Consider the following 18,856-nt stretch of genomic DNA (forward strand, 5'->3'; position numbering starts at 1 on the left):
AAAAAAATCTCGTTTCTGATAAACTATTTATAGAATTAATTTTGGCAATTGCGAATCAATGAATGGATGATTACGATTTACCAAAACAGGAGGAGTTAAAATGTTTAAAGTAATGTTATTTTTGCACGTGATTGGTGCAGTAGGTATGGGCTTCTATATCGTTCTTCCAATCATGCTGGGTAGAGCTACTAAGCTTGCCGGAGTTGGACAAGGCGGTTTAGCTGACGGCCTGCGTTCGGCAAACCGAATTGCGCAATATTTTCTAGTTTTGCAGCTGCTAACAGGTGGATATTTGATGTCGCAAGCAGATTACAAGGTGGCATGGATGGTCATTATTATTTTGCTGTTCCTGGCAATTGCGGCACTAGGCGGAATTATTTCCAAGCCGCTTAAGCTTGTAGTAGCATCCATTCAAGAAGGCAAAAGCGCAACTGCACACATTAACAAAGCACGCGTGATGAGCATCATCGTATTGGTGCTATATATCGCTATTATCTACTTCATGAAGTTTCCGATGATCTAAAGCTAATATGGATAACGCCGATTATATAACGCTATAGGGGGATTTTTACGTGTTAGAATCATCGCCGCAAATTGTTACGTTTGGCGAATCAATGGCTTTGTTTATGCCAGAGGAGCATAAGTCAATCGAACGCGCCGCTACGCTGGAACAAAGCTTTGGCGGAGCGGAAAGCAATGTCGCAATAGGACTTGCACGTCTAGGCTCCTCTGTTGGATGGTTTGGCGCTCTCGGCGACGATCCGTTTGGCAAAATTATTTTGAAGACGCTGCGGGGCGAGGGTGTAGACGTATCTCGTGCGCAGCTTAGCTCGGAAGCTCCTACGGGCATGATGTTTCGTGAGCATGTAGCGGGTAGAACAGCCGTTCATTATTTCAGAAAGCATTCGGCAGCTAGTCGGATGCTGCCTGAGCATCTTGATGAGAATTATATTCGCGGTGCTAAACTGCTTCATGTAACCGGTATCACAGCTGCGCTTAGCGAGGATTGCCGCAAGACGGTTCGCCGCGCTATCGATATTGCGAAGGAAGCTGGGGTGCTTGTCAGCTTTGACCCGAACCTGCGGCTTAAGCTGTGGTCAATCGAAGAAGCTCGTGCAGCACTGCTGCCGCTTGCAGCAGATGCGGATTACTTTTTGCCAGGATGGGACGAGCTTAAGCTATTGTACGAAACAGACGATTATGAGCATATTAAAGGCCAGCTAAATCAATTAAAAGCGGTGTCGATCATTAAAGGCAGAGGCGACACGACGATTGTTCTGAACAAAGGGCAGGAAGAAAGCTTGCCTTTCTATCCGGCTGAGCAGGTTGTTGATACTGTAGGCGCGGGTGACGGCTTTTGCGCTGGTTTCTTGGCAGGAATTATGAAGGGATTATCCCCTGTAGAAGCAGTACGCCTTGCAAGTATTAATGGATCATTAGTCGTTCAAATGCGTGGCGACTGGGAAGCTTTGCCGGAATGGAGTGTCGTCCAACAGCGGATGTCCGCCAAGGCTTGGGTGGAGCGCTGACAATGGCTGAATTGATCGGTAACAAGGGTCAGCGTCGCCGTGAAGCTATTCTGCAGCTTTTGAAGCAGCAGGGCAGGGTGACGATTTTGGAAATGGTTGAGCGCTTCGGCTGCTCTGAAGCGACGGCTCGAAGAGATCTTGAGCAAATGGAAGCTGATTATCCGGTTATTCGGACGATTGGCGGTGCGATGTATGATGGAATGAATTCAGTAAGGGATTTGCCTTTTGCGGAGAAGGAAGGTTTGTCGATTCTGGAGAAAGAGCATATCGCGGAATTAGCTGCTTCTTTAATTTTGGAAGGCGATGTGATTGGTCTCTCTGGCGGTACAACAAATTTCCTTATTGCTAAGATGATCAAATCGAGGCGAGGCATCACGGTAGTAACCAATGCGGTTAATATCGCGATGGAGCTTGCGGGCAGTGATATTCAGGTTGTCGTTACCGGTGGCATTATGCGCCATAACAGCTTTGAGCTGTGCGGCCCTCTAGGTGAGGGAATGGTCGCTCATTTGCATATCGGAAAAATGTTTATCGGTGTTGATGGTATATCTGCTGCTGGCGGCATCACGACCTACTCCGAGCAAGAAGCGCAAATTGCTAAAGCACTCATTAAGCGTTCACAAGCGGCATATGCCGTATTCGATCATACGAAGACAGATCGCACCTCATTATTTTCCATTGCTTCCTTATCCGAGCTGAAAGGCGTCATTACGGATGTTCCGCTCACTGAAGAGCTTGCAGCTGAAATGAAGCAGCACTGTATTTCCGTATACGTTACGGATTAACAAATATTAAAAAGAGGTTCCGTGCTCAAAGGTTATCTAACCTTTGAGCACGGAACCTCTTGCTTTTTTTACGCTTGTTTAGCCTCGTATATGGAACGGCCTTGCGCCCAAGTCTGTTGAACCTGCATTTGCGAGTCAATCCATACAAGATCAGCTTGCTTGCCGCCCGTAATTGTACCGGTACGGTCGCTGATGCCAAGCTGTTTTGCTGCGTTGCCGCTAGCCAACCGACTAATTTCAGAAAGCGATAGGTTGGTATGCTCATGGATAAAGCGTACGGCACCAATCATCGTTAAACAGCTGCCTGCTAGGGCGTTGCCATCTTTTAATCTTGCTTCGCCGTTTTTTACGATGACGGCTAAGCCTCCGAGACTATATTCGCCTTCCGGCATACCTGCTGCTGCCATCGCATCTGTGATCAGTATAACCTTATCTGAAGGTTTAGCAGCGAGCACCAAACGAATTGCAGCAGGATGCACGTGAATACCATCGGCTATGAGCTCGGCCACAATACGATCATCGGTCAATACAGCTCCTAGCGTTCCGGGCTCACGGTGATGCAGACCACGCATTGCATTATAGGTATGAACAGCTTGCGTAAGGCCAGCATCTGCAGCAGCGATCACTTCTTCATAGACAGCATCCGTATGCCCGCAGGCTGTGACGATCCCTTGCTCAGCAAGCCAAGCGATAGTCTCAATTGCACCGCTTTTCTCAGGAGCCAGTGTAAGCTGACGGAGAAGATCGGGCCACTTGGCATGCCATTGCTGCATCCATTCCAGCTGAGGTGTTTTAATATAAGCTGGGTTTTGAGCGCCTGGCCATGCCTCGCTTATGAACGGGCCCTCCAAATGTACGCCATACAAGGCTGCATAAGGCATTTCACTGCTGCGGTAATCTGCAACGGCATGCAATACGTCTTCAATTGCTTCCTTAGGAGCAGTCATTGTTGTAGCAAGCATGCCTGTCGTACCTTGTGAGGCATGGAATTTAGTAATGGTGTCGAAGCTTTCACGGCTGGCATCCATAAAATCCGCACCAAATCCACCGTGAACATGCACATCAATAAAACCAGGAAGCAGCCAGCCTCCCTTTCCGTCTATAGACAACTGTGCATCTGAAGCCTCGTTTGCTGCCACGTTGTCATCTTGGGCAACAATTTTTGCAATCTTCCCATCTTGTACAAAAACACTGCCGTTAACTATCCCATCTTCAAGCACGATATTTACGTTGTGGATGAACCAGTTTGCAGAGTTTAGGGTCATTTAACTTAACATCCTTCCCGCCTCGCGGTCTAGTAGAACAATGACGCGCGCATGAGTTTGCAGCAATGAAGCCGGTACGTTAGTCGTAATCGGACCAGTCAATGCTTCTTTTACAATTTCTGCTTTGTCAGCACCACGAACAGCCAGCACGATCGTATTAGCTTTTAAAATAGAGCCAACACCCATCGTAATTGCATACTCAGGCACTTCATCCATTGAATCGAAGAAACGAGCATTTGCTTCACGCGTTTCCTCTTTTAATTTAACAACGTGAGTGCCGCCAGAAAGATTAACATCAGGTTCATTGAATCCAATATGACCGTTGTGGCCTAGACCAAGCAATTGAATATCTACTGGTCTTGCTTCTAACATTGCATCGTAAGCATTCGATTCCAGCTCAACATCCGAAGCCATGCCATTTGGCAAATGGATTTGGTTCTCGGGAATATCGATGTGCGAGAACAGATGCTGCTTCATGTAGTAGGCGTAGCTTTGGTCGTTATCAGGCTTGATTCCGACATATTCATCCAAATTGAACGTTGTCACATCTTTAAAGCTAACGTTGTTTTGTTTATGCAGTTCTACTATTTTGTCATAAATTCCGATGGGTGTCGATCCTGTTGCAAGGCCTAGTACTGCATCTGGTTTCTCTTTTACGATACCTACAAATAATTCCGCAGCATAAGCATCTAATTCCTGTTGTGTATCAAATATAATCATTTCCATGTTTAGTCCCCCTATAAGGCTTTTGTTAGTTATATTTTATATGAATTTCGACGGTTTAACAAGATAAAATGATTGTAAAATTCAAATAAATGATTGTAAAAATCATTTGTCTACTGAACTAGCCGTCGCTTCTAACTCATCGGCCAGGCTCATATTTTTAGGATTGGGGTTAGTCTCTTTATAATGCCACATTTATTAGAAGAACTATTCTAGACGCCATAGCGCATGCTTCAGAATGGATCGATCAGCTTATGTGTCAATGTCGTGGAGTTGAGAGCGTGAATCAAAAATATGTGCTAAACTAGTACATAGTTACTACGCTGAAAAGGTTATGAAGTGTAAAGTGCAAGCAGGCCTAATGGATACATATATGTTCAGCCTATTGATGAGAAAATTCACAAGTTGTATACGCAGGAATAGAAGATAGAGAAGCGAAACGTGAGCGGCGCTGCTATAAAAGGCGTTGGCCGTTTAAGCTTGGGAGGAACAAGCATGTCAGTAGATCAGCAAGCAGCAACTGCAAAGCGTAAAGGAGAACATATACGTATTTGCTTGCAGGAGCAAGTAAACAGCGTTGGCATTGAAACGGGCTTGGGGCGGTACCGCTTTAAGCATAATGCACTGCCTGAGCTTTCCTTCGCTGAAGTAAGCCTAAATACAGATTGGTTCGGCAAAAAGCTTGGAGCCCCACTGCTCGTTAGCTCCATGACTGGAGGAACGGATGAAGCAGGGGCTATTAATCGTCGATTGGCGGTTGTGGCAGAAACGAGGGGCTGGGCGATTGGGCTAGGCTCCATGCGCGCCGCAATAGAAAACGAACAGCTCGCAGCTTCGTTCTCCATACGGAAAGATGCGCCTACCGTACCGGTTATTGCTAACATTGGTGCGGTTCAGTTGAATTATGGTTTTGGTGTAGAATCATGCCGCAGAGCTGTAGACATTGCTGAAGCGGATGCGTTAGTCCTGCATCTCAACAGCATGCAAGAGGTGTTTCAACCCGAAGGAGATACTGATTTCCGCAATTTATTGATTTCGATTGAGCAGGTTTGCAGGTCGCTTAATGTGCCCGTTGGAGTAAAAGAAGTGGGCTGGGGCATTGATGCGGAAACGGCAGCAGCGCTTGTGGGTGCAGGCGTTTCCTTTATTGATGCAGCTGGTGCGGGTGGAACTTCATGGAGTCAGGTCGAGAAGTTTCGCTCCACCGATGATCTAAGAAGGCAAGCTGCTGAAGCATTCGCGGATTGGGGCATACCGACTGCTGAGAGTGTGACGGAAATTCGCGCTGCGCTTCCCGAGGCTAATATTATTGCAAGCGGAGGTTTGCGTACGGGTGTTGATGCCGCAAAAGCAATAGCGCTAGGCGCAAATCTTGCTGGCTTTGGACGTGTATTGCTGCCGCAAGCGGCTAGCAGCAGCAAGGAAGTTTCGCAGGAGCAATTGCTGCAGCAATTCGAACGCATTGAGTTTGAAATGCGTACGGCGATGTTTGGCATTGGCGTTGGTACGGTTAATGAGCTGCGTCAAACAAACCGATTGATATTAAAATAATAGATAAATATCATTCGAGGTGAGCCAGAAGCAACAAGCTTCTGGCTCACCTCTTTTGTTTGTGGTGCTAACCCTATTTGATAATGCCTGTACCTTCAATTTTTATATTGGCATTCACGATAAATTTAACGTTAGGGTAGATGGACTGCCACTGCTGCCAAGCCTCCTTACCAGGATGGGTAGCCCGATAGCGCAGTCCGAAACCTATGGGATCTACATTTGCTTTTTGGATTTTTTTGAGAAGCGCGAGGCAAGATTCAGCATATTCCTTATTTAAATTTTGCTCAATGGGCTGCCACTGATCTTCATATATGCCTTTTGGCGCTTCCTCAAATACGACCCTGATCTTAACATCCAGCGTGATTGTGTCTTGGCCGTTTTGCTTCCCGAGTCGGAAGGTTGAGTGCATATCCGTAATCGCAACGACTAAATCCAAGCCTTCAAACATGCCATGCATCGAAGATTTGGTGAAATCTTCAGCGAGCTGATTGTAAAGCTGCGATTCAGCTGGAGACAATATAAGCTTAACCTTTGTTTTGTCCAGCAGCGCTGTTCGGTTGATGACGAAGCTCTTTTTACCATCCTTTGTAATAACAGGCATCAGCGGATCGAGTCCTTCCTCGGAAGCACGCCTAGCGAAGTCTGATAACGTTTCTACGTAAGTATAGGATGACTCGGTTCCGTCAGCTCCAAAGCTTAAAAAAAGCGTGTTGCCCGGATAACGCTCTGACACAGGCTTTATTTTCAGCAGTGATTCCGCGTCCGGTTTCCCGATAGCAATATCGGCGACACTTTGGATATCTCTTCTCCGCGACATCCATTGTAATATTTCCGTATAGTTTTGGCGGGCAATCTTCTCACCAATGAGAAACACTTTGCAATGCCCGAAATCCAGCTCCTTGTCGACGTAGGATTTCAACATTCGAATGCCTTCTGCGACGGTTTCTGTATCAATGGTCTCGATCTGCGTTTTCGATGCGCCAGGCTCGATCTTTGGAGACGGAACAGCAAGCAGCAGGGAAAGACGAAACGGTTTTTTCTCATTATCTGATGCATCTATGCCAAGAGCGACCACGAAGAATCGTTTGTCGATATCCTTGAACCCGCAGCCGCCAAGCAAACCAAGAGAGAGGATTAACAAAAAGACTCGAAGGGTGATGCTCATACGGCTTTGGACCTCCTTTTGCTAAGCACGAACACCCAAACGACGATTAATATTTCCACGAAAAATCGGACAATGAGCCAATAGGTAGTAATGAGCATGTTCATCTTTTCGTTCGTCAGCATGAGATATAGGATGGAGAGCAATGCAAAAATGCCGACGATGACATAGTTGGACATCGGCGTTTTGAGACTATCAAACTCCGGCCTATAACTTGGAAAACAAGATTTCACAAACTCCATCGCCTGATGCCAGCCGGACATCGTATAAACGAGAGTTAGGTTTAAAAAAACGATTAGAAAAAGAAACAACACACGTTCAATAAAGCCGTATTGCATAAGCAGGGAATCAGCGGTCTGGCTCCAGATGTAAATGTATTGGTTTACGCCTTCCGTCCCATGAAAACCAATGGGCACAAAAAATGTAATCAATAAAATAACGGCGCCGGCTATCGGATAAATAAAGCGGAATTTAAAACGGAAATTTGGCGGAAATAGCCGATTGAACAATGAAAGATTAATATAACCGGTAAAAATGAAAGTAGAGGCTGCAATGCAGGTCAATGTAGGCATTTCCGTTATGTAGTTGGCTACGACATGAATCGCATCCCAATTAAGCTGGTTGCTTCGTACAGCTTTAAACAATATAAAGATAATGATTGGAGCGTTTACGATCATGCCGATTTCAACGATGAACATAACTGAGAGGGTTGAACGTGTTGCAGCATAACCGCAGGCAATGACGAGCATGGTTAGAATAATATTCGCATCCGCATCTGGATTGAAAAAACGATTAATAAGAATAGCGTAGGCAACAACAACGATAGTCGTTGCAAACCACCACATTACTGAAAAAAACAACATGGAGATCGTAACGAGCCATTGCGGAGAATGCAGCTTTAATATCTCGGGCAATCCTTTACCCGGATATCGAGCCATTGCACTTGTATACATATAGACGAGTATCGTACCAATAACAATCCCGACCAAAATAGAAGAAACGGCACCGGTATAGCGATATTGAATAAGAATATGTGGGACATAAAGCAATAGATTAATGAAACTCACGAGTACAAAGTTGTAATAGAAATAACGGTTCATTTAATCTTCACCTGCCCCACATCGCCTTCTAACGGCCTTAATTTTCCGAAAATACGCATATATGGCTTGCCAAAGCTTCTTAGGCTGCATAAATAAGTGATATAGATGAACAAACCAACGGCTACTCCAGTGATGCCGAAGAAAATAGCGATCCCGATTAGCGGATACTTTAAAAAACGGACAGCAAATGACAGCGAATTGACAGGAATAACGAAATTTGAAATAGCTACAACTGACGTTACGATAATCATAATGCTGCTTACGAGACCGGCTTGCTGAGCGGCTTGTCCAAGAATAAGTCCTCCAACGGTCGTAGCCGTGGAGCCGATGTACCTGGGCAAGCGAATGCTTGCTTCGATTAGTGTTTCGATCATAAAGAGCATAATAAATACTTCTATGAACGAGGGATAAGGAACAGCAGAACGGCTGCCTGCTATAGAGAAAGCAAGCTGCACGCGAAACAGCTCTGGATTATAGGAGACAACGGAAATATAGAGAGCAGGCAAAGTAATTGTAAGCAAAGTTGAAGTGTAACGAAGGAAGATTAGAAAACGAGTCATCCAATAGGAGTCGTAATCATCCTCTACGGCGTGCATGAAATCAAAAAAAGTTGACGGCAAAATAAGAGCGAACATGTTTCCCTTTACGAGAATGATTATTTTCCCTTTGGAAATCGCACTGGTAATGCGGTCAGGACGTTCTGTAATAAGAATAGTTGGAAACAAATGCTTGCGATTGCCGACTAACAGCTTCTCAAGCTCACCAGCGGAATGAAGCATTTCCACGTTAATCGTTGTTAACTTTGTACGTACATTATCAAGTACGGTAGGATCTACGCGTCTCTGATCAAATAAGGCGAACACGGGTGTTTTGGACAATGATCCAATTGAATGCTCTTCCACCGAGAGATCGGGGGAAGGGTACATGCCTCGGATCAGATTGAGTGATATATTTATATTTTCGCTTAATGCAATCTGAGGGCCCTGAATAGCACTTTCCACTTGTGTTTGTGAATTCTCAATACAGATGACCCGTTCAGCTTTGAATGAATAGACGACTCCATTTGCTTGAATCAGGACATGGCCGCGCAGAAGAAGACTTTGCCACATAGCGACATCTTCCAGTATTTCATAATCGGGATTTGTATCCAGCTGCGCTTGAAACGAATATTCCTCTTTTATAAAAGGGACGATAATGAAATCACTTATTTTTTTCTCTTCGCATAACGGTTCGATATAAGCGACTTCGATACTCATTTCGCTATTTTTCAAATTTTCCAATTTGATATCGATGGCTTCTGCAAATAATAAACGAATACGTTCATTCATGCCGGTTCCCCCCTTCAAATGATGCTGAGTTGCATAAAGATCTGGATAAGCTTCCATAGTTTGCACGTATAATTTGAAAACTATGCTTATTTGATTCGATTTTGCCAGTATGTTGGAATTCAAGTACAATAAAGTGATCATCATTCGCAAGCAATTCGCATGACCATGATGAAGGAGAGCATTAATATGAAACCATGGTACGAACAGAGCTTCGGCTCCGATTATATGCTTGTCTACAAACATCGCGATTGGGAAAATGCAAATAAAGAAGCTTCCAAAATGATCGCTTGGCTAGAGCTGGCGGAAGGTTCTCATGTACTTGATATAGGCTGTGGAATGGGAAGGCATTCACTCGCTTTAGCAAATCTTGGATACACCGTTACAGGAATGGATTTATCGACTACATTGCTTGATGAAGCTCATCGTCATGATGAAGATGGACTTGTTGAATGGGTTAAAGGAGATATGCGCGAGCTGCCGTTTGAGGCGGAGCGTTTTGATGCTACTGTCAATTTATTTACCTCATTTGGCTATTTCACAGCAGAGGAAGATAATGTGAGCGTGCTTCGGCATATTCGGAGAGTGCTGCGTACAGACGGTTGTTTTTTAATAGATTTCCTTAATCCTACTTATGTGGCTCAAACCTTAGTGCCCCGATCGGAACGTATAGATGAGGAGACTGGTCTGCTTATACAAGAGGCAAGATCCATTGCAAATGGTTGGGTGCAGAAGGGCATTTCAATTTTCAATCCGGACAAAGAAGAGAAGCCAAGACAGTATTTAGAACAGGTAAGGCTGTACAACCTAGACTGGTTCGAAAACAATCTAGATGCTTGCAGTCTTAGAATAGACAAGCTGTACGGCAATTACGATGGTTCGAAATACGATCCAGAGGCTTCTCCGCGAATGATTATGACAGGGAGAGCTAAAAGATGATATTTGAAAATAAGGATTCAAGCAGCATGCCGTCATCAAATGAACAGGAGTTTTTACAAACGGTTTCGTGGCAGGAAGGATGGCTGCAGGTAAAGGTCCCGGTTCCCTTTTCCCTCAAGTGGGTGAACAGCTATCTTATACCCGAAGAACAGGGGTATACGCTTATTGATCCGGGACTGCGAACGGACGAAGCCATTCAGGTATGGGATAAAGTCTTGCAGCATCATAACCTGGAGTGGCGCAATGTTACAAGAATCATTTTGACGCATCAGCATCCCGATCATTATGGCCTCGCTGGTTATGTGCAAGAGAGAAGCGGGGCGCCCGTTTTTATTTCACGCAGGGCACATGACTATGCGATTAGGCTGTGGGGAGAAAAAAGTGAGTTCGGCGAGCAGCTGCAGGCTCTATATGCGAAGCATGGTATGCCGATTCAGCATAGAGAGGCTATTGCGCAAAATCTTGAAACCTTTGTGGAGATGGTATCCCCTCAGCCAGAGGTAACCTATATTGAAGCCGGAGATCAAATCATAATTGGCGGAATGAGCTGGCTTCTAATTGACGCGCCTGGTCATGCAAATGGTCAGCTTTGTTTCTATCAGAAAGAACGCCAATGGATGGTATGCGGTGATCAGGTGATGCCTCATATTACCCCGAATGTGAGCATAGTGCCCGGCGAGGATGGCGATCCATTGGAAGCATTTCTAGGCAGCTTGAAGGAGCTTGCTCATTATGAGGTTGAATTGGCTTTTCCAGGACATCGGGATCCTTTTACCGATTTCCATGGCAGGATATTGGAGCTGCAGCAGCATCATATACGGAGGTTAGACAAAATGGTTCGGATGCTCGAAGAAGAGCCCCGCACCGCCTATGGCATGTGCGAGGCTCTATTCGGCAATCGTCTGAACGGGAATGCGCATCAGCTGAGATTTGCAATGTCGGAGACACTTGCGCATTTGGTATATTTGGAGCGTCAAGCTCGAATCTCTTTTACTGAAAAAGATGGCATTTATAATTATTTTGCGATCACCGCTTAACGATCACGAAATTCCTGCGGGGTAATGCCGTATCGATCTTTGAACACCTTTATGAAATAACTCGTTTTTAAGTAACCAACTTTAGCTGCGATCTCGTAAATTTTGTCTGTTGTCGTGCGAAGCATATGCGCTGCCGTCTCCATTTTTAATCTGGATAAGTAGTCGCTTATGCCTTCGCCGGTTTCCAGCTTATATATTTTTGATAAGTAGGACGGATTCAGAAATACATGTGAAGCAATCGATTGCAGTGAAGCGTCTTCTAAATGAGTGGAAACATATTCTTGAACCTTCTGAATCGTACTGGAACGAGAATGCTGTACTTTGCTAGTCATATGGCTTCTATAGTTATCAAGTATGCCGGACGTCCACGTGCGAAGCTGTTTAATCGTATGAAAGTGGGGACCGCTAAGCAGTTGATTGAACTCAGATCCCATAATGTCGGACATCCACAGCTTGTTCTTATGAATGGAGAAACTTAACGAGCTTGCAATCATGAAATAGGTTTCCAAAATATGCTCATGCGACTCGCCCCATTTAAGCTCCAGCTCCTCAAACGCAAGATTTAGTTTCTCCTCGATCGCGTCCCATTGTCCTGCCTCAAGCAAATGAATAAGCAGCGGCGGATTGTATAAATGAGAGAGAGAATTTGCTTCTCCTTGCTGTGATTCCTCTGTCAGTGTGAGGAGAAATCCGCGTTCACTGCCAATGCGCTGTCTAAAGTTGATAAGCGAGAAATCATACGTTTCGCGAATCTCAAGCGGAAATACATCCTGCTTCGTAATGACTAACGATACGGTCCCCTTTAAATACAATTTCACATAATGCTGAAGCTGCGCTGCTTTTTGCTCAATGAGATGCAGCATGGAAGCTTGCTCTTGGCGTTGGTTTTCTTTGCCCATAATGAGAAATACAAAGTAGCCATGCTCGTCCTTCGTATGCCATAACCTATATTCCTCTGTAAATATTTCCTCCGCGATGTTGCACACGGCGTATTCAAGCAGCGAGCTGTCACGTTCGCTTTGCTCATAGAAGTAGTCCTCCATCCGCATAAGCATCATACAATATGGCTCTTTTGGATGAAAAGCGAGGTTCAGAATGTCGAGCTTTTCTGTTAATTTTTCGTCGCTGTAGGCCTGTCCCTTCAGAAGAGAGAGCAGAAGATGATTTCGTAAAATAGGGACATTTTCTTTCAAAGAGGTTAGCGCGCTTTGATGCGAGCTGACCTCCTTCCAATGTTCTTCCAGCTGGGAAGCTGCTTTCTGAACGGCTTGCAGTAGCTCTTCATCTTCAGCAGGCTTCAGCAAATAGTCGCTTGCTTGGAACTGAAGTGCTTTTTGGGCATACTCAAAATCATTGTAGCCGGACAATAAAATACATTTCACATTGCTCCATGATGCTTTGATTTGCTCGATTAAATCAAGGCCGGAGAGGCCGGGCATATGAATATCTGTAATGACGATATCAATAGGCGTAGCCTGCATAATATCAAGCGCTTCCCGCCCAGAGTGTGCAAGGTAGACGGAATCAATGCCAACTGAGCTCCATGGCAAATTACTGGCTAAATCCTCTACGAGATCAGGTTGGTCATCGACAATTAAAAGTTGATACATGGTGAACAGCTCCTATTCATTCATCTAAGGCGTGTCTGAGAGCTCTGAGGAGAGCAAATTTTGCCGAATTTTCGTTCCATGCAAGGCGCGTTTGTGAAGGCGTACCGGGGGTACGTCAAGCAAACGGAACGAAGCAGGGGGCGAAAAGGCGGTGAAAGGTGCCACTGAACGGGTTTTCAGATACGCCCTAGATGGCATAGTTTTCATGCGGCCAAGACAGGTACACAGCAACGCCGCCTTCTTCGCGAATTCGGAAGCTGATTGAAGCCTCAGATCCAAATTGGAACAGCATCCGCTGCCTAATATTCCACAGCGCGCAGCCGCTCGTATCATCAGGCGGATTGATAATTTTTTTCTCCAGCTTTCGAAGGGCTTCGTCCGTCATCCCCATCCCGTTATCTTCTACAATAATCGTGTGATAGCGATCATTGCTAACACCTGAAATGGTGATGAGCCCATCACCGTCGAATCGTTCAATCCCGTGCAGAACCGCGTTTTCAACGACAGGCTGCAGGAGCAGACGCGGAATCTGAGCACTAAGCATCGAATCAGGCACCTCGATGCGATAGGACAAGTGCTGGATATGAAATTGTTGAATTTCCAAATAGCTCTCAACAAGCTGCAGCTCTTCCCTCAGCGTTGCGGTCAGCTTCTCGACCCGTGTCGTATAGCGATAATAGGTAGACAAGTGCATGGCAAGCCGCATGACAGATTCCTTTTTATCCAGCCTAGCAAGGCTGCGTATGAGCGCGAAACAATTGTATAAAAAATGAGGATTAATCTGGGATTGCAGCTGCTTTACATTAGCTTCACGCCTGCGAAGCTCCTCCACATAAACCTTCTGAATGAGCTGTTCCGTATTCGCAGCCATATCGTTAAATCTTTGAAATAAATAAGTAAATTCATTTTTGGGGTTTACCGTTATTCTTGCGGAATAGTTGCCTTCCTGCAGCCGTTTCACACTTCGAATAAGCAAACCGATTGGGCGCTGTACGTTTCGATAAAGCAAATAACCTGCGAGCAAGCTCATAATGAGCAGCAAACCAACGGAGCCGTAAAATAAATTTTGGCTTTTGACGATTGGTTTTAAAACATTTGCCAGCGGTACGTAATCAATCAAATACCAATCCAACGTTTTTACATGCGCAGAAGTGACGAGAAAATCATCCCCATTTATCGTCATAATTTGATTGGACGCTTCTGGGACGGTCATTTTTTTGATCAGCGCTTGAATGCTCTTGGTCATTTCTTTATCGGCTGTTTTATTTTTTATCATGCGCCCATCGGGATGGACAAGAAACGGATCGCCTTTGCCTGCCAGCTTGAAAGTATCCAAATCCTTTATGAGATGCTCCTCTGGAAAAGAAATCTCAACGATGATACCGGCTTTCTCTATATCGGTGATTTTGCTTTTTGGCTTGACGATATGGCGTACGAAACGATTTTGCTTTATGTTTTGAATCGTCATTTCCTCGTACTTCCAGGTCGGGGTCAATATTTTTTTGATCGATTCGAGATCATACGAGAGATACGTATTTGTTGAGACGAGCTGCTTGCTTGCCGGCGCTGTAATGCTGTATTGCGTATCCCAGCGCTGTGCGACATTGAGCAGGCGGAGCCTCTCGAGAATGCGCAGCTTCTCATCGTTTCGCTGGTATGTGCTTTCAATTAAATGTAAATTTTGCAGCTGCTGGATATGGATATCTTCGCTGAGCAGAAAGCCAAGCGTTGATAGCGTTGTTACGCTTTTATCAATCTCGCTCGCTAGAAATGTAATGTCCTTCTGCTTCAACGATTTCATTTCTTCCGTGATAACTCCGATGCTTGTCCGTATAGAAAGCGTATACAAAATAATGATCGGGATAAGCAAAAGGACGATCAATGTAATCATTTTGGCAAATGTGTTTTCTCTTAAACGCATGCTGGAGTCCTCTCTTTTTATGAAAATAATGATACATAAGTAAACAAAATGGCATGCTTCCAAAGATCGTGGTCTATAGAACAGGAGAGACTGCTGGTAAAATTAATCATACAGGAGAGATGAAAAAACTCAAATCAAATTTTGTTTGGAAAGGGGCAGAACAGTGGAAAGTGCGCTAAACAAACCGCTGCAGCAAGAAAAAAAACAAAGACAACAAAAGGATAAAAGAGCGAGAGAACTATTTAGTCGTACTTGGCCCTTGCATCTCATGCTGCTTCCGGCAGCTATTGTTACCTTTATATTTGCTTATGTACCAATGAGCGGGCTAATTATGGCCTTTCAGGATTTTAAACCTTATAACGGCATGTTTCATTCGAAGCTTGTTGGACTGGAGCACTTCCGCTTTATGTTTGAGTATCCAGACAGCAAACAGGTCATTTGGAACACTTTAATCATTTCGGGCTTAAAGATCGTTTTTGGCTTAATCGTGCCGTTCACGTTCGCGATCCTGCTTAATGAGGTTCGAAAAATGCTGTTTAAGCGAGTGGTACAAACTCTGGTGTACTTGCCGCATTTTATATCATGGGTAATTTTAGGTGCGATCCTTACTGACATGCTGGGCAGTAAAGGAATCGTGAATCAGACGCTCAACAGTCTCGGTATAGATTCTGTGTTCTGGCTTGGGAACGGGGATTGGTTCCGTTTTACCGTTATCGTAAGCGATATTTGGCAAAACTTCGGTTTTAACACCATCGTGTTTCTTGCGGCACTGGCGGGTGTAAATCCTTCATTGTACGAAGCGGCTGAGGTGGATGGCGCCACGCGCTGGAAGCAGACGCTGCACATCACGGTTCCGTCGATGATTCCGATCGCGGTTGTCGTAGGTACGTTGTCCCTCGGCAATATTTTGAACGGGGGCTTCGATCAAATCTTCAATCTATACAATTCGCTTGTATACGATAAGGGAGACATTATCGATACGTTCGTCTATCGGACAGCGATATTGAATGGTCAATACAGCTTTGGAACAGCTGTTGGTTTGTTTAAATCTTTAATCGGTTTGATCATGATCGTTTTCTCTTACCGAATGGCATACAAATACGCAGGTTATCGAATTTTCTAGGAAAGAGAGGGGCGAGAAAAAGCATGTATCACAAAACAACAGGTTATAAAGCTTTTTCAGTATTTAACTATATTTTGCTCGCGGTCATTTGTATTTCTTGTATTATTCCACTCGTTCATATTCTAGCTGTAAGCTTAAGCGCCAGCTCACCAGCCAACGCGAATCTGGTCAAGCTATGGCCAATCGGCTTCAACTTTGAAGCCTATTCCAAAACGCTGAATAACGATAATTTTCACAATGCTCTTTTTGTAGGTTTTAAGCGTACGGCGCTTGGAACGCTCGTCGGCATGTCTTTGATGATTCTAGCGGGTTATGCATTATCCAAAGATGGACGGACATTTAAGAGCCGTTCGGTCTATACGTGGTATTTTCTCTTTACGATGTTGTTCAGTGGTGGTATTGTTCCTTCGTACATGCTTATTCGCAACTTGGATTTAATGAACTCGATTTGGGCGCTTGTTCTGCCAGGGGCGATCAACGTATTTAATATGGTGCTTCTAATGAACTTTTTCCGGGCCGTACCGAAGGAGCTGGAGGAAGCTTCGCTCATGGATGGAGCAGGACAGTTCCGAACGCTTTGGAGTATATTTTTACCCATTTCAATGCCGGCTTTAGCTACGATTTCATTGTTTACAATGGTTACACATTGGAATTCATGGTTTGATGGATTGTTATATATTACAGATTATAGAAAATATCCATTAGCAACCTTTTTGCAAACGATTATTGTACAGCAGGATTTTAATAAAATAAATCCCGATGTCAACGAGCTTAAGCATATCTCGCAGCGTACCGTTAAATCCGCGCAAATCTTCATTGGTACGTTGCCGATATTGCTTGTATACCCCTTTTTACAGCGATATTTCGTGAAAGGCATCATCATGGGGGCTGTCAAAGAATAGTGCAAGAAAAAGGCATCAATAACAAAATTGTGGTCTTTCGGAGCTGTAAAGCGAGCTGTATATTGGTAACAAGCGATATTACAAATATCGTTAATAATAACAAAAATTAACTTACGGGGGTAAAGGCATGAAGAAGTGGCTTTCGGTCTTATTGGTACTATCATTTATGCTCGCAATCGCAGCTTGTTCTGGAAACAACACGAACAAGGGGACTAACAGTCCGGCAGCAACAAACAAAGCGAGCAACGAACCAGCCAAGGTTGAAGAAGGAAGCACTGAAGGCTTTGCGGATGGCAAGTATACGACACCAATTACGTTAACGACAGTTTGGGGTCTTAACCAAAATGGTTCAATCTTCAAAGAAGGCGAGTCCATTGAGGATAATGTTCATACTCGTCTTATCAAAGAAAGACTTGGCATTGACATTAAATACAACTGGGTTGTAACGAATACGAATGATGCATACAAAACAAAGCTTCGCCTTATGCTGTCATCAGGTGAGGAAATGCCGGATGTTGTCACTTACCGCGGAGATATGGAAACGGTTAATATGTTGATCGACTCCGGTCAATTTATGCCGGTAGGCGATTTGGTCGACAAATACGCGAACGATACTTACAAAGCAGGCCTTGATCTTGATCCAACCATCTGGCTGCCAATTAGCCGGGGCGCTGACAAAATGGCGTTGCCTATTCTAGATTATGCCTACAACGCAGATCATGTCATGTGGATTCGTGAGGATTGGCTGACAAAGCTTAACCTTAAGGCTCCAACAACGCTTGCAGAAATGGAAACGGTTATGGAAGCATTCGTTAAGAATGATCCAGACGGAGACAGCAAAGCGGATACAATTGGCCTTGCAACGGGCTTCAAAAATGGTTTCGCTAACTGGATGACTGATATCGGCTTCGTGTTTGGCGCTTATGGCACAATGCCTGGTCAATGGAATCAAGCAGCGGATGGATCTTTGGCGCATGGTTCGATCAATCCGGCAGCTAAAGATGCATTAACAAAATTAAAAGAATGGTTAGACAAAGGCTACATTTCACAAGATTCAGCATTGCTTGATGAATCAACTGGCTCGGAATTGTTTACTAAAGGCGAAGCGGGAATTATTTTTGGACCAAACTGGCTTCCAGCATGGCCTTTCCCAGATCTTCTGAATAATGTTCCTGGCGCAAAATATAAAGCTTATCCAATTCCTGCTGGTCCAGACGGCAAAATTGGCTCCGCAGGCGGCAACCCGCCAGCAAACGGTTATGTATTCGTAAACAAAAAAGCTAAAAATCCTGAAGCTATTTTGCACTACTATAACTGGTTCTTCGATAATATGGCTAACCCGCAGCCGGGCAGCGAGTTTGAGAAGGGTTTCGCAGAAGGATATGATTATGCAACACTTCCAGACGGCTCTATTACTGCGGATATTGCAAAATACCCAGACCTATTCCCTGGTTTGAAGGATCAAACAGCACCACCGCTCTACTACACGCTCACTTTTGAAGGCGCTCGTATTCCTACTCTGTATGCAGAAACGCATGTTAAGCTTGCTAGCGGCGCAGAGCCGGTAACGCCATACGAGAAACAAGAGTTTAATACACGTCTAAAAGAGAATACAGATGCGATGAAAGTGGTTATGGACCAAAATTCGATCCGTATGAAAAACTACTACATGGGTCCTTTGACGGAAACGATGCAAAGTAAAAACGAGCTTCTGAACAAGCTGCTTAATGAAACGTTCAGCAAAATCGTATATGGGCAACAACCGGTAGATTCGTTCGACACAATGGTTGAAAACTGGAAAAAATCAGGCGGCGAACAAATTACAAAAGAAGTTAACGATTGGTACAACAGCGTAAAATAAGGAGTTATTTTCAGCTGAGGCAT

The 18,856-nt window shown here is 44.6% G+C and carries 16 protein-coding genes; 9 read left to right on the forward strand and 7 right to left on the reverse strand.

Translation table 11 applies throughout. The features are described 5' to 3' along the window. The first annotated feature begins 100 nt into the window (after window positions 1-100). From ACIFSR_RS12910 to ACIFSR_RS12920, 3 genes are read left to right on the forward strand one after another with little or no spacing between them, the layout of a single operon-like run. Window positions 101-523, forward strand: coding sequence for a hypothetical protein (locus tag ACIFSR_RS12910; RefSeq protein ID WP_076267788.1), 423 nt, complete (start codon window positions 101-103; stop codon window positions 521-523). 49 nt (window positions 524-572) lie between these two features. Further along, window positions 573-1,529, forward strand: a complete 957-nt coding sequence (locus ACIFSR_RS12915; protein ID WP_076267787.1) for a sugar kinase — start codon at window positions 573-575, stop codon at window positions 1,527-1,529. 2 nt (window positions 1,530-1,531) lie between these two features. Continuing rightward, window positions 1,532-2,314, forward strand: coding sequence for a DeoR/GlpR family DNA-binding transcription regulator (locus ACIFSR_RS12920; protein ID WP_430057702.1), 783 nt, complete (start codon window positions 1,532-1,534; stop codon window positions 2,312-2,314). 68 nt (window positions 2,315-2,382) lie between these two features. On the opposite strand, the gene nagA is transcribed toward ACIFSR_RS12920, so the two are convergent. Next, window positions 2,383-3,579, reverse strand: a complete 1,197-nt coding sequence (nagA, locus tag ACIFSR_RS12925) for an N-acetylglucosamine-6-phosphate deacetylase (RefSeq protein WP_430057703.1) — start codon at window positions 3,577-3,579, stop codon at window positions 2,383-2,385. Next, complete coding sequence (nagB, locus tag ACIFSR_RS12930; protein WP_076267784.1) at window positions 3,580-4,305, reverse strand: glucosamine-6-phosphate deaminase; 726 nt, start codon at window positions 4,303-4,305, stop codon at window positions 3,580-3,582. It lies immediately after the preceding gene. A gap of 492 nt (window positions 4,306-4,797) precedes the next feature. Between nagB and fni the strand changes: the two genes are divergently transcribed. Then, a complete protein-coding gene (gene fni, locus ACIFSR_RS12935) occupies window positions 4,798-5,853 on the forward strand; it encodes a type 2 isopentenyl-diphosphate Delta-isomerase (RefSeq protein WP_430057705.1) in 1,056 nt (351 codons plus the stop codon). Between the two features lie 73 nt (window positions 5,854-5,926). Here the strand turns inward: fni and ACIFSR_RS12940 are convergent, their stop codons facing one another. From ACIFSR_RS12940 to ACIFSR_RS12950, 3 genes are read right to left on the reverse strand one after another with little or no spacing between them, the layout of a single operon-like run. Continuing rightward, window positions 5,927-7,018 carry a Ger(x)C family spore germination protein gene (locus ACIFSR_RS12940; protein ID WP_339207813.1) on the reverse strand — a complete coding sequence of 364 codons (1,092 nt, stop codon included), beginning with the start codon at window positions 7,016-7,018 and terminating at the stop codon, window positions 5,927-5,929. Next, window positions 7,015-8,115 carry a GerAB/ArcD/ProY family transporter gene (locus tag ACIFSR_RS12945; RefSeq protein WP_430057707.1) on the reverse strand — a complete coding sequence of 367 codons (1,101 nt, stop codon included), beginning with the start codon at window positions 8,113-8,115 and terminating at the stop codon, window positions 7,015-7,017. Before ACIFSR_RS12945 ends, ACIFSR_RS12940 begins: the two co-directional genes overlap by 4 nt. After that, window positions 8,112-9,443, reverse strand: a complete 1,332-nt coding sequence (locus ACIFSR_RS12950; RefSeq protein ID WP_339207815.1) for a spore germination protein — start codon at window positions 9,441-9,443, stop codon at window positions 8,112-8,114. The genes ACIFSR_RS12945 and ACIFSR_RS12950 overlap by 4 nt, the downstream gene beginning before the upstream one ends. Window positions 9,444-9,629: 186 nt before the next feature. On the opposite strand from ACIFSR_RS12950, the gene ACIFSR_RS12955 reads away from it, so the two are divergent. Together ACIFSR_RS12955 and ACIFSR_RS12960 are read left to right on the forward strand one after the other, a co-directional pair. Continuing rightward, complete coding sequence (locus ACIFSR_RS12955; protein ID WP_430057708.1) at window positions 9,630-10,379, forward strand: class I SAM-dependent methyltransferase; 750 nt, start codon at window positions 9,630-9,632, stop codon at window positions 10,377-10,379. Next, window positions 10,376-11,416, forward strand: a complete 1,041-nt coding sequence (locus ACIFSR_RS12960) for an MBL fold metallo-hydrolase (protein WP_430057709.1) — start codon at window positions 10,376-10,378, stop codon at window positions 11,414-11,416. The genes ACIFSR_RS12955 and ACIFSR_RS12960 overlap by 4 nt, the downstream gene beginning before the upstream one ends. Here the strand turns inward: ACIFSR_RS12960 and ACIFSR_RS12965 are convergent. Together ACIFSR_RS12965 and ACIFSR_RS12970 are read right to left on the reverse strand one after the other, a co-directional pair. Continuing rightward, a complete protein-coding gene (locus ACIFSR_RS12965; protein ID WP_430057711.1) occupies window positions 11,413-13,026 on the reverse strand; it encodes a response regulator transcription factor in 1,614 nt (537 codons plus the stop codon). The genes ACIFSR_RS12960 and ACIFSR_RS12965 overlap by 4 nt on opposite strands. A 187-nt stretch (window positions 13,027-13,213) precedes the next feature. Further along, complete coding sequence (locus ACIFSR_RS12970) at window positions 13,214-14,947, reverse strand: sensor histidine kinase (RefSeq protein ID WP_430057713.1); 1,734 nt, start codon at window positions 14,945-14,947, stop codon at window positions 13,214-13,216. A gap of 268 nt (window positions 14,948-15,215) precedes the next feature. Between ACIFSR_RS12970 and ACIFSR_RS12975 the strand changes: the two genes are divergently transcribed. From ACIFSR_RS12975 to ACIFSR_RS12985, 3 genes are all read left to right on the forward strand, one after another. After that, on the forward strand, window positions 15,216-16,070 hold the full coding sequence (locus ACIFSR_RS12975; RefSeq protein ID WP_076268055.1) for an ABC transporter permease: 855 nt from the start codon (window positions 15,216-15,218) through the stop codon (window positions 16,068-16,070). 23 nt (window positions 16,071-16,093) lie between these two features. Further along, window positions 16,094-16,972 carry a carbohydrate ABC transporter permease gene (locus tag ACIFSR_RS12980; protein ID WP_339207821.1) on the forward strand — a complete coding sequence of 293 codons (879 nt, stop codon included), beginning with the start codon at window positions 16,094-16,096 and terminating at the stop codon, window positions 16,970-16,972. Between the two features lie 127 nt (window positions 16,973-17,099). Beyond that, on the forward strand, window positions 17,100-18,833 hold the full coding sequence (locus tag ACIFSR_RS12985; protein ID WP_339207822.1) for an extracellular solute-binding protein: 1,734 nt from the start codon (window positions 17,100-17,102) through the stop codon (window positions 18,831-18,833). The last annotated feature ends 23 nt before the right edge of the window (window positions 18,834-18,856 follow it).

This window comes from Paenibacillus sp. NRS-1760 (genome assembly GCF_050467785.1).
GTDB lineage: Bacteria > Bacillota > Bacilli > Paenibacillales > Paenibacillaceae > Pristimantibacillus.